This is a genomic window from Streptomyces tubbatahanensis (assembly GCF_022699385.1).
Classification (GTDB): Bacteria; Actinomycetota; Actinomycetes; order Streptomycetales; family Streptomycetaceae; genus Streptomyces; species Streptomyces diacarni.
Map to the genome: position 1 here is coordinate 7,357,699 of NZ_CP093846.1, position 14,124 is coordinate 7,371,822.

At 72.2% G+C, this 14,124-nt stretch carries 14 protein-coding genes; 11 read left to right on the top strand and 3 right to left on the bottom strand.

The window, feature by feature from the left end:
* Positions 1 to 18: 18 nt before the first annotated feature.
* The gene (gene hppD, locus MMF93_RS31550) at positions 19 to 1,188 is read right to left on the bottom strand and encodes a 4-hydroxyphenylpyruvate dioxygenase (RefSeq protein ID WP_242756575.1); all 1,170 of its coding nucleotides are present in this window, start codon (positions 1,186 to 1,188) and stop codon (positions 19 to 21) included.
* A 162-nt stretch (positions 1,189 to 1,350) separates the two neighbouring features.
* Between hppD and MMF93_RS31555 the strand changes: the two genes are divergently transcribed.
* Genes MMF93_RS31555 through MMF93_RS31570 form a run of 4 tightly spaced genes read left to right on the top strand, consistent with a single transcriptional unit; the run spans position 1,351 to position 5,841 of the window.
* Positions 1,351 to 2,514, top strand: a complete 1,164-nt coding sequence (locus MMF93_RS31555) for a methyltransferase (protein ID WP_274709524.1) — start codon at positions 1,351 to 1,353, stop codon at positions 2,512 to 2,514.
* Positions 2,511 to 3,695: a prenyltransferase gene (locus MMF93_RS31560; RefSeq protein WP_242756576.1), complete on the top strand. Its 1,185-nt coding sequence runs from the start codon at positions 2,511 to 2,513 to the stop codon at positions 3,693 to 3,695. The genes MMF93_RS31555 and MMF93_RS31560 overlap by 4 nt, the downstream gene beginning before the upstream one ends.
* Positions 3,692 to 4,762: a polyprenyl synthetase family protein gene (locus tag MMF93_RS31565; protein WP_242756577.1), complete on the top strand. Its 1,071-nt coding sequence runs from the start codon at positions 3,692 to 3,694 to the stop codon at positions 4,760 to 4,762. Before MMF93_RS31560 ends, MMF93_RS31565 begins: the two co-directional genes overlap by 4 nt.
* Complete coding sequence (locus MMF93_RS31570; RefSeq protein ID WP_242756578.1) at positions 4,759 to 5,841, top strand: tocopherol cyclase family protein; 1,083 nt, start codon at positions 4,759 to 4,761, stop codon at positions 5,839 to 5,841. Before MMF93_RS31565 ends, MMF93_RS31570 begins: the two co-directional genes overlap by 4 nt.
* Positions 5,842 to 6,314: 473 nt before the next feature.
* On the opposite strand, the gene MMF93_RS31575 is transcribed toward MMF93_RS31570, so the two are convergent.
* Positions 6,315 to 7,016: a hypothetical protein gene (locus MMF93_RS31575; RefSeq protein WP_242756579.1), complete on the bottom strand. Its 702-nt coding sequence runs from the start codon at positions 7,014 to 7,016 to the stop codon at positions 6,315 to 6,317.
* Between the two features lie 453 nt (positions 7,017 to 7,469).
* Here MMF93_RS31575 and MMF93_RS31580 point away from each other — a divergent pair, with 453 nt between their 5' ends.
* Complete coding sequence (locus MMF93_RS31580; RefSeq protein WP_242756580.1) at positions 7,470 to 8,150, top strand: DUF3592 domain-containing protein; 681 nt, start codon at positions 7,470 to 7,472, stop codon at positions 8,148 to 8,150.
* Between the two features lie 47 nt (positions 8,151 to 8,197).
* On the opposite strand, the gene MMF93_RS31585 is transcribed toward MMF93_RS31580, so the two are convergent.
* Positions 8,198 to 8,989 (bottom strand): CAP domain-containing protein, encoded by a 792-nt coding sequence (locus tag MMF93_RS31585; RefSeq protein WP_242756581.1) that lies wholly within the window; start codon positions 8,987 to 8,989, stop codon positions 8,198 to 8,200.
* Positions 8,990 to 9,378: 389 nt separating this feature from the next.
* Between MMF93_RS31585 and MMF93_RS31590 the strand changes: the two genes are divergently transcribed.
* The 6 genes from MMF93_RS31590 to MMF93_RS31615 all read left to right on the top strand — a co-directional run bounded on the left by MMF93_RS31590 (position 9,379) and on the right by MMF93_RS31615 (position 14,103).
* Positions 9,379 to 9,681: an urease subunit gamma gene (locus MMF93_RS31590; RefSeq protein WP_242756582.1), complete on the top strand. Its 303-nt coding sequence runs from the start codon at positions 9,379 to 9,381 to the stop codon at positions 9,679 to 9,681.
* Positions 9,678 to 10,049, top strand: coding sequence for an urease subunit beta (gene ureB, locus MMF93_RS31595; RefSeq protein ID WP_242756583.1), 372 nt, complete (start codon positions 9,678 to 9,680; stop codon positions 10,047 to 10,049). The genes MMF93_RS31590 and ureB overlap by 4 nt, the downstream gene beginning before the upstream one ends.
* Before the next feature lie 90 nt (positions 10,050 to 10,139).
* A complete protein-coding gene (locus MMF93_RS31600) occupies positions 10,140 to 11,846 on the top strand; it encodes an urease subunit alpha (RefSeq protein ID WP_242756584.1) in 1,707 nt (568 codons plus the stop codon).
* Between the two features lie 16 nt (positions 11,847 to 11,862).
* Entirely contained in the window at positions 11,863 to 12,549 is a 687-nt protein-coding gene (locus MMF93_RS31605; protein WP_242756585.1) for an urease accessory protein UreF, read from the top strand.
* Positions 12,542 to 13,327: an urease accessory protein UreG gene (ureG, locus tag MMF93_RS31610; RefSeq protein ID WP_423835558.1), complete on the top strand. Its 786-nt coding sequence runs from the start codon at positions 12,542 to 12,544 to the stop codon at positions 13,325 to 13,327. The genes MMF93_RS31605 and ureG overlap by 8 nt, the downstream gene beginning before the upstream one ends.
* The gene (locus tag MMF93_RS31615) at positions 13,324 to 14,103 is read left to right on the top strand and encodes an urease accessory protein UreD (protein WP_423835559.1); all 780 of its coding nucleotides are present in this window, start codon (positions 13,324 to 13,326) and stop codon (positions 14,101 to 14,103) included. Before ureG ends, MMF93_RS31615 begins: the two co-directional genes overlap by 4 nt.
* Positions 14,104 to 14,124: the final 21 nt, after the last annotated feature.

Genomic DNA, 14,124 nt, shown 5'->3' on the forward strand with positions numbered 1-14,124 from the left:
GGTGTGCGAAGTGGGGTGTCAGAGGTTTCCGCGGAGCTCCTGCTCGCGCTCGACGGCCTCGAAGAGCGCCTTGAAGTTGCCCTTGCCGAAGCCCTGGCTGCCGTGGCGTTCGATCAGTTCGATGAAGAAGGTCGGGCGGTCCACCAGGGGGCGGGTGAAGATCTGCAGCAGGTAGCCGTCCTCGTCCCGGTCCACCAGGATGCCGCGGGAGCGCAGCTCGTCGACGTCGACGCGTACGGAGCCGATCCGTGAGCGCAGCACGGGATCGTCGTAGTAGGCGCGGGGAGTGGGCAGGAAGTCGACGCCGGCGGCCCGCAGTGCGTCCGTCGCGGCGAGGATGTCCTCGGTCTCCAGGGCGATGTGCTGGGTGCCGGGCCCCCTGTGGTAGGTGAGGTACTCGTCGATCTGGGAGCGGCGCCGGCCGGGCGCCGGTTCGTTGAGCGGGAGCTTGACCTTCTGCGAACCGTCGGTGACGACCTTGCTCATCAGGGCCGAGTACGCGGTGGCGATGTCGTCCTCGACGAACTCGGCCATCGTGGAGAAGTCCATGGTGCGGCGGTAGAAGTCGACCCACTCCTCCAGCAGGCCGAGTTCGACACAGCCGACGAGGTGGTCGACGCGGTGGAAGAGGCGCGGGCCCGAGGGGCGGGGGCAGCCGGGGGAGGGGGCCTCGAAGCCGGGCAGGAAGGGGCCGCGGTAGGAGCGGCGCTCGACCAGGGTGTGCCGCAGCTCGCCGTAGGTGGCGATGGCCGCCGTGCGCACCGCACCGTACTCGTCCTGGGCCGTCGTCGGCTCCTGGAGCACCCGTGCGCCGGCGCGCGTGGCGTACGCGAGCCCCTCGTCCAGGTTGGCGACCTGGAGAGCGATGTCGCTGACCCCGTCGCCGTGCAGCGCCGCCCACCGGGTGGCGGGGCTGTCGGGTTCGCCGCCGCCCGTCACCACGAAGCGGACGCCGCCCGAGGTGAGCACGTACTCGGCGTGTCCCTGCGGTGAGTTCTCGGGGCGCCGGCACGCGGTGATCTCCATGCCGAAGGCCGAGACGTAGAAGTGGGCGGCCTGGCGGGCGTTTCCCACGCACAGCCTGATGTGGTCGATTCCGGCGACGTCCCACGGGCGGGCGTCGCCCTGGGCACCTGCGGCCGGGGCGTCCGCTGCGGCTTCCGTCGTGTCGAGTGCCGTCGGCTTCATGGTGGCGTCCCCTGCGTTGACTACGTGAGTTATCACTATATGTACCTAAGAGGTGCGTATAGTGCCTATTGACCTATTCACGCCGTTTCACCGCTCGCCCACGAACGCGCTTTCGGCACCGTTCGCTCCGGTCGACGAGCCACGCACGCCAAGAGGGGAACCATGACCACCGCGATGACCGTCCCGTCGGACACGCCGGATGCCCCCGCCCCCGCGCGCCCCGCCGAGCTGGACATGGACCGGCTGTCCCTCCTGCTCTTCGGGCACGCGGCGTTCCAGTACCTCAACGCCGCCTGTGAGCTGAAGCTGCTTGACCTGCTCATGGAGCGGGGGCCGCTGGAGGCCACCGCGATCAGGGCCGAGCTGGGCCTGGCCGAGCGGGCCGCCGACATCCTGCTGCTGGGCTGCACCTCGCTGGGGCTCACCCGCAAGGAGGACGGAAGGTACCGGGCGGCGGAGCTGATCGAGTCGCTGGCCGAGGAAGGCGACTGGAGCAAGCTGCGGGACACCGTCGCCTTCGAAGCGCACATCGTCTACCCGGGACAGGAGGACTTCGTCGCCTCCCTGCGCGAGAACTCCAACGTCGGGCTGCGGCGCATCCCCGGCGACCACCCCGACCTGTACCACCGCTTCAGTCTCCACCCCCGCCTGGAGACGGTCTTCTACCGGTACATGCGCTCCTGGTCCGAGCTGGCCAACGCACACCTCGTCGCAGCGCTCGACCTCCACGGCGCCACCCGGCTCCTCGACTGCGGCGGAGGCGACGCCGTCAACGCGCTCGCCCTGGCCGCACACCACCCCCACCTCGAGGTGACCATCCTGGAGATCCCCTCCTCGGCCCCGATGACGGAGAAGAAGATCTCCGAGGCGGGGCTGGGCGAGCGCGTCTCGGTAGTGCCGTGCGACATGTTCACCGACGCCTTTCCCGGCGGGATGGACTGCGTCCTCTTCGCCCACCAGCTGGTCATCTGGACGCCCGAGGAGAACACCGCGCTGCTGCGCAAGGCCCACGACGCCCTCGCCCCCGGCGGGCGCGTCGTCCTCTTCCACTCGATGTCGAACGACGAGGGCGACGGCCCCGTGGTAGCGGCCCTGGACAGCGTCTACTTCGCCTCCCTGCCGGCCGAGGGAGGCATGATCTACCCGTGGCGGCTGCACGAGGAGTGCCTGCGCGCGGCCGGCTTCACCGCGATCGAACGCGTCGAGGTACCAGGGTGGACGCCCCACGGCATCATCATCGCCACCAAGCCCGGGACCGAGCCCGCCGCCGAGGCCGCGTCCGTCGCCGAGCCCGGGACCGAGTCCGCCGCCGAGCAGGGCGCATGAGCGACGCGCCGGGCAGCGGCGGTCCGCTGCCGGCAACCGCCTCGCCGGCACCCCCCTCGCCGGCACCCGGTTCGCTCGCCGCCTTCCTCAGGCTCGCCAGGGTCAAGTTCCTCTTCCAGTCGATGATGGTGACCGGCTTCGGCGTGACCCTCGCCGTGCACGCGACCGGCGCCTTCTCGCCGGCCTGGTACCTGCTCACGCTGACGTTCGCCTGGTCGACGCACCTGATGACCCACTTCTGCAACGAGTACTTCGACCTGGAGGCCGACCGGGCCAACCCGCGGCCGACCGCCTGGACGGGCGGCAGCCGCGTCCTCGTCGACGGGCTGCTCACCCCCGCCACCAGCATCGGCGCCGCGTTCGTCCTGCTGTTCACCTCGCTGGCACTCGTCCTGGCGATGCCCACGCTGCCCGCCCGGCTGCTGGCGGGCGCGCTGATCGCGCTCGCCTGGTTCTACACGGCGCCGCCCCTGCGGCTGAACTACCACGCACTGGGCGAGGCGAGCTGCGCGGCCGTCCTGTACGGAATGGGCCCTCTCCTCGCCGCCGTCCTGCAACCCGGCGGATCCGGCGCGCTGCTCGGGTGGTGCACCGGGCTGGTGGCGGCGCTCCAGGTGCTGCGCTGCCTGGTGATGAACCTCGCGGACATCGAGGGTGACGCCCTCGTGGGCAAGGCCACCCTGGCCGGCGTGCTCGGTGCCCGCCGGGTCACCCACGTCTACACGGCGGGCCAGGCCGTCCTGTACGCGGGCGTGCTCGTCCTGGCCCTCACCCAGGTGCTGCCCGCGCTGGTGGCCGCCGCCCAGCTGCTGGTCGCTCCGGTCGCGGTCCTGGTGGTGCGCGGGCTGCGTACCGACGCGATGTCCGACACAGGCCGCTCGGGTGACGTCACCTTCTGGGCGTCCATGCAACTGCCGCTCACCACCTGCGCGACCATGCTCGCCCTCCTCGCCGACCTGCTGCTGGCGGGGAAGCCGGCTCCCGCGCTCTGGAACGCCATCGCGGGCGGAACCGCCCTGCTGTTCACCGTGTGGCTCTGCCGGGCCGTCGCCGCGGCCCGGCGGCCCGCCCACCACGAGGACACCGGCGGCACGGCGCCCGCGCCGCCGGAGACTCACGCGTCCACGAAACCGAGCCCCCTGCCGGTGGAGCCCGTACGGGAGGGGCGCGAGGCGCGATGAGCACAGCGGTGAGTCCCCCGGCGAGGGCTCACGAGATCGCCGTGTCGGTCTGCCGACGGGCGCACGCACGGCTGGAGCCCACGCTGCGTACGGCCGTGCGCACACTGCCGCGGCAGCTGTCCCGGATGAGCGGCTACCACTTCGGGTGGTGGGGGCCCGACGGGGAGGAGACCGACCGCGCCATGCCGGGCAAGGCCGTCCGCCCGGCGCTGGCCTACCTCGCGGCGGAGGCGCTGGGTGCGCCCGCCGAGCAGGCCACCCCGGGGGCCGCCGCCGTCGAACTCGTCCACAACTTCGCCCTCGTCCACGACGACATCATGGACGGCGACCCCACCCGCCGGGGCCGCCCCGCGCTGTGGCAGCAGTACGGCACGGGGGCGGCATTGCTGGCCGGCGACGGCCTGTTCGCGCTCGCCGCCGATACGCTGGCCGCGCCGCGTACCCAGCGGTCCTGCTGGGCCCTCACCCTGCTGACCCGTTCCATGCTCACCACGCTGCACGGACAGGCGTACGACCACGACTTCACCCGGGCTCCCTGGAGCGGTCCCGGCGCCGTGACCCTCGCGGACTACCGCCGTGCGGCATCCGCCAAGACGGGCGCGCTGCTGGCTGCGGCCACCGCCATCGGGGCGCTGCTGGCCGGTGGCGGGCCGCGGGAGGTGGCACGGTTCGCCCAGTTCGGCCGCGGGCTCGGCGTGGCCTTCCAATGCGCCGACGACATCCTCGGCCTGTGGGGCGAGCCGTCCACAACCGGCAAGCCGGTCGGCACCGATCTGCGCGAAGGCCGCAGAACCCTGCCCCTCGTCGCGGCGCTCAACTCCGGCACCACGGCCGGTGACCGGTTGCAGGCCCTCCTGCGGCGCCGCTCCGATGGACGGCTGTCCACCGAGGAACTGCACACCGCCCTGGAGCTGGTCGAGGCCGCGGGTGGCCGGGCCGCGGCCGAAGCGGAGGCACGCCGCCGGCAGCGGGCGGCCGTCGGCGCGGTCGCCGGCCTGCCGATGCCCGCGCGCGTCCGCACGGAGTTGCTCGCCACCGCGCACTACGTGACGGCACGGTGGACGTGAGGGCGCCCCGCCGCCGCTCCGCCCCGCACCGCGCGGCCGGGCTCCGCGCCCCGCTCGGCGCCCCCGGGCTCCACGCCCCGCGGCCCGACGCCCCGGGGGACGCGTCGCGGCCCCACCACGGCCTGGGGGCGGGCCTGCGCCGCCGCTGGCGGGCCACAGGCGCCGACCTGCCCCGTGGCGACCCCCTGCCCGCGCACCCGGCCCCCATGGAGGGCTACCTGTGGCGCTTCACGGACCCGGTCAACGGCCGCGTCCTGCTCCTCGCCTGCGGTGTCAACCACCACCCGCGGCGCCCCTGGACCACGGTCGTCGCCGCGGCGCACCCCGGCGGCCTGGTGCGCTCGACCAGCGTCGACGGAACCGGGGCGGACACCAGCGCCTACCGCATCGCCGCGCACCCCGCGCTCGAGCTGACCCGCGACCGGTTGCGGGCGCGCGTCGGTGACGAGGTGGACCTCCGGTGCGCGCTGCGCCCGTTCCACACCTGGCCACCGCGCCGCTTTCTGCACGGCAGCGGCGTCTTCTCCCTCGTTCCAGGGCTCGACCACTACTGGCACCCCCACCTGTTCGGCGCCGCGGTGGAGGGGACGGTACGGCTGCGCGACCACACCTGGGACCTGACCGGCTGCCAGGTCTACGCGGAGAAGTCCTGGGGGAGGGGCTTTCCCCGCGCCTGGTGGTGGGGCCAGGCCCACGGCTTCGACCGCCAGGACCTGTGTGTCGCCTTCGCGGGCGGCCTGTTGGGCCGCGGCAGGCTGACCGTGCCCGTGGGTGGCCTCGTCGTCGGCATCGGCGGCCGGACGGTGAGCCTGGTCCCGCCCGGGGCGTGGGTGCGCGCCACCGTCGGGGACGGCAGCTGGCACGTGCGCGGCCGCTCGCCGCGCTACCAGGTCGAGATGACCGGCACGGCCGAGGGCGAGCGGCCGCTCCGGCTGCCGGTGCCGCTGCTCGACCCGTACCGCTACGGCCACTCCCTCCAGCACCTCTCGGGGCGACTGCGCCTACGCGTTCGCCGCGACGGACGCCTGCTCTACGCCGGGACCTCCCGCCTCGCCGGGCTGGAGACGGGCGGCGTGTGACGCGGATCGGATGACAATCGCATAACGGCGACAGCGCCGCACGTTGCCGCGAGTCCGGCGCGTCGTTGGACGCGGCGTGAGAGAAGTCGAGTGGCACGAAGAAACGGTTCCTCGCTGGGTGGGGTGGGCCCGGTACCTCCTTCTGGGCATCGCGGTCTGCGCCCTCACGGCGGCGCTGCTGGCGAACTGGGACGCGGTCTGAACAACCGCGTCCGCGCCCCGCCACCGACCGGCGGCCGGCACCGGACGGGAGGCCCGCGGACGGCCTCCACGTCGCTCACACCAGGGACGGGCTGACTGCGGTGGTTGCCGGCCCCCGCGCCGATCAGCCGGAGGGGGTGAAAGCCCCGCATGGCCATGTACGCCGGCGCTGGGCGGCCGGGAGCGGGACCGGAACCGATCCGACCCCGCCACCACAGCCGCGAAGCCGCCCGCCCAAGGCGCGGCGGGCGGCTCGGTGGACAGCCCGCGGCTCAGGAGACGAAGCCGCGCGTCACATGCGTACCGGCGCCGTCGTTCTCGGCATGGTAGCCGGACTCGCCGACGCAGTCGCTGTACTCGTAGTTCGCCCTGGAGGTACCGCTCAGCCCACCGGCGTCCGTGGACGTCGGACCGCCGAAGACGACATCCGATCTGGGCATCTCGGCGCAGCTGGGGACCCCGAGGTAGTACTCCACGAAGCCTCCCTGGGAACCCTGGAGATTGCCGCTCCCGGCCGGCAGCGTGTACGTCCCCAGGTGGGTGGCCTTGCCGGTGACCGTGTCCGTCGCGGTGCCGCTCCAGGTGTCGGTGCCGGTCCGCTCGACCTTGATGTCGTAGCGGTGCCCGTACACGGCGTCGAAGTCCACGGCGCAGGTGACACCGGGACCGCCGTCGGCTCCTTCGTGGCAGAGCGGGTCGGAGGTGGTCGCCCCTTCCGTGAAGGTGGAGAAGCGGGCGGACAGCCGTTCGTTCGAGCCGCTGTTCTCGCGCGGTTGCAGACCGGTGTAGCCCATGCCGTCCGCGAAGCTGTACTGCTGGGCGAAGTAGATCCCTTCCTTGTGGGCCGTGGCCGGATTGACGGTGAGGGGGAAGGTGATGTTGGTCATCCCCGAGGACGGCGCGTTGTCGATCGACCAGCCGACCGACACGTTGCCGCCCCCGACGTCCGCTGACGCCGCGTGCGGCGTCGCCATCAGCAAAGCGGCAGCCGCCGCTGCGGGTAGCGCACAACGGCGGAGCGTCCCGACTACTGACATGTGCTTCCTCTTCTCTGTGGGGGGAGAGGGAGACCTCTGCGGGCGAGAGGGAAACCGTGCTTTCCGAAACCGGCGATCCCCTGGTCGGTGCGATCCCTCGGTGATTTCTGGGGACCCGGCGCGGACACCGGCTGTCCGCCCTCGTGGAATTCTCTACTCGGCTCTCTGCGGCGACTCCATGGACTAATGCGGCCGTCCCCTTGGACTCCCCTGCCGCCCCACGCCGACGAGCCGGTGAGAAAGCGCGGGGGAGCGGACGCCGCCGGAGGGCGCTGCGCGGATGAGACGGCGGCACGGACGGCATGGGCGGAACGGGCGGGACCGGCCGGACTGGTGGGGTGAACGAGGCGCCGGACGCGCCCGGTTCGAGCACGGTTAAGGTGTCGGGCGATGCCGAGTTCAGCGAGAGGTGGGGAAGCGCCCCGGCGCACCGGGTGGATGCTGGCGAACTGCGGATGGCTGCTCGGCGGTTTCGCCGGCGTCACGGCAGCACCCGAATCCCTTCCCCACTGGGCCGTGCCCCTTTGCTGGGCCGTCTACCTCGTGGTGCTGGCGGCATTGCTGAGTCGCCTGGCACAACGCATGGGGCTCATCATCGTGATACCGCTCGTCGCCTATCTCGCGGCCCTCTACTTCCTGTGCGTCGTCGAACTGCGCGCCGATATTCTGCTGCGCTCACGCGGACAACTCGTCCATGCGGTGGTGACCGGAGACCGGGTGACCTCCCCGCGCGGATACCTGATCCGTCACTACACACTTTCCCGGCCCGACGGCTCACCGGTGAGAGGGGGCGAGATCGACGACGGCACCGTGCTGGAACGCGGCCGGCATCTGACGGTCTACGAGGACCCCGAGGGCGAGATCCAGCCCAGTACCCCGGGGCACACCCATCCGACGGTCCGCGCCGTGGTCGCAGGGGGACTGCTGGCCCTCGCGACCGGGGCGCTCGTCTGGGCGGCCTACTCCCGCTCGCTGGAAAGCCTCGCCGACGACTCGGAGAACCAGCGCTCCGAGCCGCGTCCCGCGCGGGAGTCCGCGCCCTCCCGGGAGAGAGAGCCGGAGCCGGACTGACCGCCGGGCTGCCCGTACGGGCCGTCACGGGTCCGGTCGTACACCTGTCAGTAGTCGATGGTGATGGCCGCGACGAGCCGGCCGGAGTCGTCGGTCACGATGCCCGCACCCGCCTTGGTCGAGCTGCCGTAGGTGAGCGCCGTCTTGTGTCCTGGGCTGTTGAACCAGGCTTCGAGCATGGCCTCGGGCCGCGTGCCCGAACCGCCCATGAACAGCACTTCGTGACCGCAGTGCTCGAGAGCGCCCTTCGCGAGACTGGCGGAGGAGCACTGTTCGGCCTGGGAGGCCAACTCGCCGCTCTCCTCGACCCGGGGGAGACCCGCGGCCGAGCGGCGTTCGTTGAGAAGGGTTATGAGCTCACGTTCGTCCGCCGACATGCTCGCGGAGGCGCCGGCAGAGGCCGGTTCTGAGGCTTCGCGCTTCTTCGCGGCCGCGGCCTTCTTGTGCGCCTGGGCAGCCGCTGCCTTCCGCTTGCGCTCCGCTGCCTCCCGCTTCTCCTCCTGCCGCGCCGTGCTGGCGGCGCGTTCGCGTCCCTTGCGCCGCTCCTCGGCGGCGACCTTTGCCAGTTCCCGCTCTTCGGCGTGGTCGGCCTTCTCCTCTTGTGCGCGGGCCGCCTCGGTGCGGGCCTCGTTCCCGTTCCCGTCCCGATTGCCGGCGGCCCGTGCGTCTGTGCGCTTCGCTGCCCTCGTGCCGTCGCCGTCATCCGGGCCGCCCTGCGAGGTCAGCGTCACCGTGAACGCCGTGCCCAGCGCCAGCAGGACACCTGATCCGGCCGCCAGCCGTGCGCGCCCGGCCCTTCCGGTGCGCGTCCTGCCGTGGGTTCTGCGGTGCTGAGACATGGGGGGTGCTCCGGTTCTTCTCGTAGGGGTGTCGCACAGGGAAGGAGCGGGTGAGGGGCCACGCGTCCCGCGGTGTTACCGGTTCGTTATGCGCAGTCCTCGTGGTGGTGCGCCGGAGAGGCCGGGCGTCCGTCGGGACGGGCTCCGCCCGGCCGATGCGTGTTGTCCAGCCCGGCGGCGGCGCGCCGCCCGCACCCGCATGACATACACACAAGTAAAGCCACGGTAAAGTTTTTTGACGGATTTGCCCGTATTTATCGGGGGCAAGCAGTAAAAACAGACATGACGCCGCGCTCCGCGGTTTGCCGCCGCACTCCGCGAGGACTTATAAGAGGGGCAATGCTTTCGCGGTCTCGGAATTCTTCCGGACCCTGCCGTGGAGTAAACCCATGCTTCTTGTCCCCTCCGACACGGAGAAATTGCTGTTGTGTGTGGCCGGGATGGTCGCACGCGACCGCCGGTCCCGTGGAATCAGACTCAACTATCCGGAAGCCGTTTCGCTGCTCTCCTGCTGGGTGCTCGAGCGAGCCCGTGAGGGAGTCCGGGTCGTCGATCTTATGAGCCGGGGGAGGGAAGTGCTGACCCGCGAAGACGTCATGGAAGGCGTCCCGGAGATGCTCCACGACGTGCAGGTCGAGGCGACTTTCCCCGATGGGCGCAAGCTCGTCACGATCACCGAACCGATCCCGTGATCCCCGGCGAGGTGCGTCCGGGCGACGGGATGCTGAGTATCAACACCTGCCGTGAAAAAATACTTCTCGCGGTCGTCAATGAAGGAGATCGGCCGATTCAGGTGGGATCGCATCTGCATTTCTCCGATGCCAATCCGGCGCTTTCTTTCGACCGGACAGCGGCGGAGAGTTTCCGGCTTGACATTCCTTCCGGTACGTCAGTGCGTTTCGAGCCCGGATTCGCCGTCGAGGTGCCGCTGGTACGGCTGGGCGGCCACGCGAGAGTGCCCGGAATCGTCGTACGCGACGGTGCGGGCGGCGACGCGCGCGAACCGGGGAGACGCCGGGACGGCACCCGGCCGAAGCGCTCTGCGCGCACAGCGGGTTGAGCGCGTACGGCAGCCCGAGCGTCCGAGAAAGCTCGAAGTAGCCAAGAGGAAAGCCGCCAAGAGAAAAGTCGCCAAGAGGAAGGGGAAGAGATGGCCGAGGTGTCCCGGGCCGCCTACGCCGCGCTGTACGGACCGACGCGAGGGGACCGCATACGACTCGGTGACACGGATCTGTGGATCGAGGTCGAGGAGGACCGGTGCTTCGGCGGTGACGAGGCCGTCTTCGGCGGCGGCAAGTCGATCCGCGAGTCCATGGCGCAGTCCACCGTCCCGCGCGCGGCCGGTGCCGTGGACCTGGTGCTCACCAACGTGGTGGTGCTCGACCACTGGGGGGTGATCAAGGCGGACGTCGGAGTACGGGACGGCCGCATCGTCGCCCTGGGGCGCGCGGGGAACCCGGACATCAGCGACGGGATCCATCCCGACCTGGTCATCGGCCCCGGTACGGACATCGTGTCGGGCGAGGGCCGCATCCTGACGGCCGGCGCCGTGGACACGCACGTGCACGTGCTGGTGCCCGAGGCCCTCGAAGAGGCGCTCGCCACCGGCACCACCACCGTCATCGGCGGCGGCACGGGCCCGACGGAGGCCTCCAAGGCGACCACCGTCACGGCCGGTGAGCGTCATCTGAGCATGATGCACCGGGCGCTGGACCACCTCCCGCTGAACGTCATCCTGTTCGGCAAGGGCAGCAGCGTCTCCGCCGAGGCGCTGCGGGAGCAGGCGCTGGCCGGAGCGGGCGGCTACAAGGTCCACGAGGACTGGGGCGCGACACCGGCCGCCATCGACGCCGCGCTGCGGGCCGCGGACGCCCACGGCCTCCAGGTCGCGCTGCACGCCGACAGCCTCAACGAGACCGGCTACGTCGAGGGGACGCTGGAGGCGATCGCCGGACGCGGTATCCACGTCTTCCACGCCGAAGGCGCGGGCGGCGGGCACGCCCCCGACATCATCACGGCCGCCGCGCACGCCAACATCCTTCCGGCGTCGACCAACCCGACCCTTCCGCACACCGTCAACACGGTCGACGAACACCTCGACATGCTGCTGGTCTGCCACCACCTCAACCCCTCGGTGCCGGAGGACCTGGCCTTCGCCGAGTCCCGCATCCGGGCCACCACCATCGCCGCCGAGGACGTGTTGCACGACATCGGCGCGCTGTCCATCACCTCGTCCGACGCGCAGGCCATGGGCCGGATCGGCGAAGTGATCTGCCGCACCTGGCAGGTGGCCCACGTGATGAAGGAGCGCTTCGGCGTGCGGGACGAGGGTGGTCTGCCCGCGGACAACGCACGGGCCCGCCGCTACGTCGCCAAGTACACGATCTGCCCCGCCGTCGCGCATGGCATCGACCACGTGGTCGGCTCGGTCGAGCCGGGAAAACTCGCCGACCTGGTGCTGTGGGACCCGGCGTTCTTCGGCATCCGCCCGGCCGCCGTCCTCAAGGGCGGCATGGTCGTCCACGCGCCTGTCGGCGACCCCAACGCCGCCATCCCCACGACACAGCCGGTGCTTCTGCGCTCCTCGGCGGCGGCTGCGGCCGGAGCGCGGCTGTCGGTCAGCTTCGTCTCACCCGCCGCGCTCGACGACGGCCTAGCCGGCCGGCTCGGCCTCACCCGGCAGTTGCTGCCCGTGCGGCCCACGCGGCACCTGACCAAGGCGGACCTGCCCAACAACACGGCGCTCCCGGCCATCGAGGTCGATCCGGAGACATTCACCATCCGCGTCGACGGCGAACCTGTGGTGCCGCACCCCGCGGAGCGCCTGCCGCTCGCCCAGCGCTACAGCCTCTTCTGACGGAGGTGGTGGAGAGATGACCGGCGAACTCGCGACCCTGCTGCTGTGCGACGGCAGGCTCCCGGTCGGCGCCTACACCTACAGCGCCGGACTGGAGCCCGCGGTGGCGGCGGGCCTGACCCGCGAGCAGGTGCCGGGGCTGCTGCGGGCGCGGCTGCGTACCGTCTCCGTCACGGAGGCCGCCGCGGCCGTGCTGGCGCTGCGGGCGGGGCTGCGCGACCCGGTCGACCACGCCCCCGTGCAGGCGGCGCTGGCCGCGCGTACCCCCACGGCTCCGCTGCGCGAGGCGTCGGCGGCGCTCGGCCGCGGCGTCCACCGGCTCGCGCGCCGGCTCGCCGCCGACCACCCCGCGGTCGTCGCACTGGAGCACGCGGCAGTGCCGGGGACTACGCCCGCGCGGCCCCTGCGCCCGGTCGTGACCGGCGCGCTCGCGGCCGCGCTCGGCGTGGGGGAGGCGGCACTGGCACGCACCGTGCTCTACGACGACCTGCAAACCGTCACCTCCGCCGCCCTGAAGCTGCTGCCGGGCGACCCGCTGGACGCGGTCGCCTGGATCCTGGCGTGCGAACCGCAACTGGAGGCCGCGGTGGCCGAGTCGAGGGCGGTCACCTCGGCCGACAGCCTGCCGGCGCGGTCCGCTCCCCTGACCGAACAGTGGGCGCTGGAGCACCCACACAACGAACGGAGACTCTTCCTTGCCTGACAGCCCCCTCCTCCCGTCCGACGCCCACGACCACGCGTCCTCCGCGCACAGCGCGCACACCTCCTCACCGCAGAGCACGCACGCGCACGGCGCGCACCCGCCGACCCGACGCGCGCTGCGTGTCGGAGTCGCCGGCCCGGTCGGCACCGGCAAGAGCTCGATCCTCGCCACGCTGTGCAGACAACTGGCCGACAGCATGGCCATGGCAGTGGTCACCAACGACATCTACACCGACGAGGACGCCCGCTTCCTGCGGTCCGCCGGCGTCCTGCCCACCGACCGTATCCACGCGGTCGAGACCGGGGCCTGCCCGCACACCGCCATCCGCGACGACATCAGCGCCAACCTCGACGCCGTCGAGGACCTGGAGGCGGCGCACGGGCCGCTCGACGTGGTGCTGGTGGAAAGCGGCGGGGACAACCTCACCGCCACTTTCAGTCCCGCACTCGTCGACGCCCAGATCTTCTGCCTCGACGTCGCGGGCGGGGGCGACGTCGCACGCAAGGGCGGGCCCGGTATCCGCGGTGCCGATCTGCTGGTCGTCAACAAGACGGACCTGGCACCGTACGTCGGCGTCGACGTCGCCCGCATGGTGGCCGACGCGCGCGGCGCCCGCGACGAACGGCCCGTACTGGCGCTCTCGAAGAACGACCCCGACTCGGTCGCCGAACTCGCGGCGTGGCTGCGCGACACACTCGCCCGCCACCGGGCCGGCACCCTCGTGCCCCGGGATCCGGGCCCCATGGCGCCGCACTCCCACCCGCGTCCCCGACCGTGAGCGGCCTGTACGAGGCCCCGCCCACAAGCGCCGAGGGCGACGCCCGCCGCGCCGGGGAGACGTCCCGGCCCACCGTCGTGGCCGTCGAGCGCGACGGCGCCCGCAACCGGATCGACACGCTGCGCCCCGGCGCGTTTCTGGCACCGATGCCGCTGCACGCGCGGGGCGATGCGGCCCGTATCGCCCTCGTCGGCACCACGGCGGGGCTGCTGGCAGGAGACGCTCTCGCGCTCGATGTCACGGTCGGCCCGGGCGCCGCGCTCGAACTGACGGAGACGGCGGGGCTGGTGGCCTACGACCACAGGGGAGGCGCCTCCTCGTGGCGTGCCCGGGTGACCGTCGCGGCCGGCGGGCGGCTCCAGTGGGAGGGCAAGCCGTTCGTGGCCGCGGCCGGTGCCCGGGTCGACCGCGGGCTCGAGGTGTTCCTCGGACACGGGGCCACGATGCTGTGGCGGGACACCCTCGTGCTGGGACGCAGCGCGGAACGCGGCGGCAGCGTGCGTTCCGCGACCCGTGTCCTGCACGAGGGCCGGGAGCTGTTCGTCGAGGAACTGGACCTGACGGACCACGAGGAGCGTCAGCTGCCGGGGATCCTGGGCAGCTCCCGGGTCGTGGACGCGGTCGCCGCCTTCGGCCGTACGCCCGCGCGACCGCACCCTCCGCTGACGACACCGCTGGCAGGGCCCGGCGCCCTGGCCCGCACCGTGACACCCGGCGCTGCCCGCGACGGCGCCGGCCTCGATCAGGTGTGGCGCTCATGGGCCACCGATCTGTGACACCTGCCCGCACCCGCCCAC

What these genes read in the sequence shown, in the direction of transcription:
- hppD (WP_242756575.1), bottom strand. Translation starts at nt 1,188, where the DNA reads ATGAAGCCGACGGCACTCGACACGACGGAAGCCGCAGCGGACGCCCCG.
- MMF93_RS31555 (WP_274709524.1), top strand. Translation starts at nt 1,351, where the DNA reads ATGACCACCGCGATGACCGTCCCGTCGGACACGCCGGATGCCCCCGCC.
- MMF93_RS31560 (WP_242756576.1), top strand. Translation starts at nt 2,511, where the DNA reads ATGAGCGACGCGCCGGGCAGCGGCGGTCCGCTGCCGGCAACCGCCTCG.
- MMF93_RS31565 (WP_242756577.1), top strand. Translation starts at nt 3,692, where the DNA reads ATGAGCACAGCGGTGAGTCCCCCGGCGAGGGCTCACGAGATCGCCGTG.
- MMF93_RS31575 (WP_242756579.1), bottom strand. Translation starts at nt 7,016, where the DNA reads ATGGCGACGCCGCACGCGGCGTCAGCGGACGTCGGGGGCGGCAACGTG.
- MMF93_RS31580 (WP_242756580.1), top strand. Translation starts at nt 7,470, where the DNA reads ATGCCGAGTTCAGCGAGAGGTGGGGAAGCGCCCCGGCGCACCGGGTGG.
- MMF93_RS31585 (WP_242756581.1), bottom strand. Translation starts at nt 8,989, where the DNA reads ATGTCTCAGCACCGCAGAACCCACGGCAGGACGCGCACCGGAAGGGCC.
- MMF93_RS31590 (WP_242756582.1), top strand. Translation starts at nt 9,379, where the DNA reads ATGCTTCTTGTCCCCTCCGACACGGAGAAATTGCTGTTGTGTGTGGCC.
- MMF93_RS31600 (WP_242756584.1), top strand. Translation starts at nt 10,140, where the DNA reads ATGGCCGAGGTGTCCCGGGCCGCCTACGCCGCGCTGTACGGACCGACG.
- MMF93_RS31605 (WP_242756585.1), top strand. Translation starts at nt 11,863, where the DNA reads ATGACCGGCGAACTCGCGACCCTGCTGCTGTGCGACGGCAGGCTCCCG.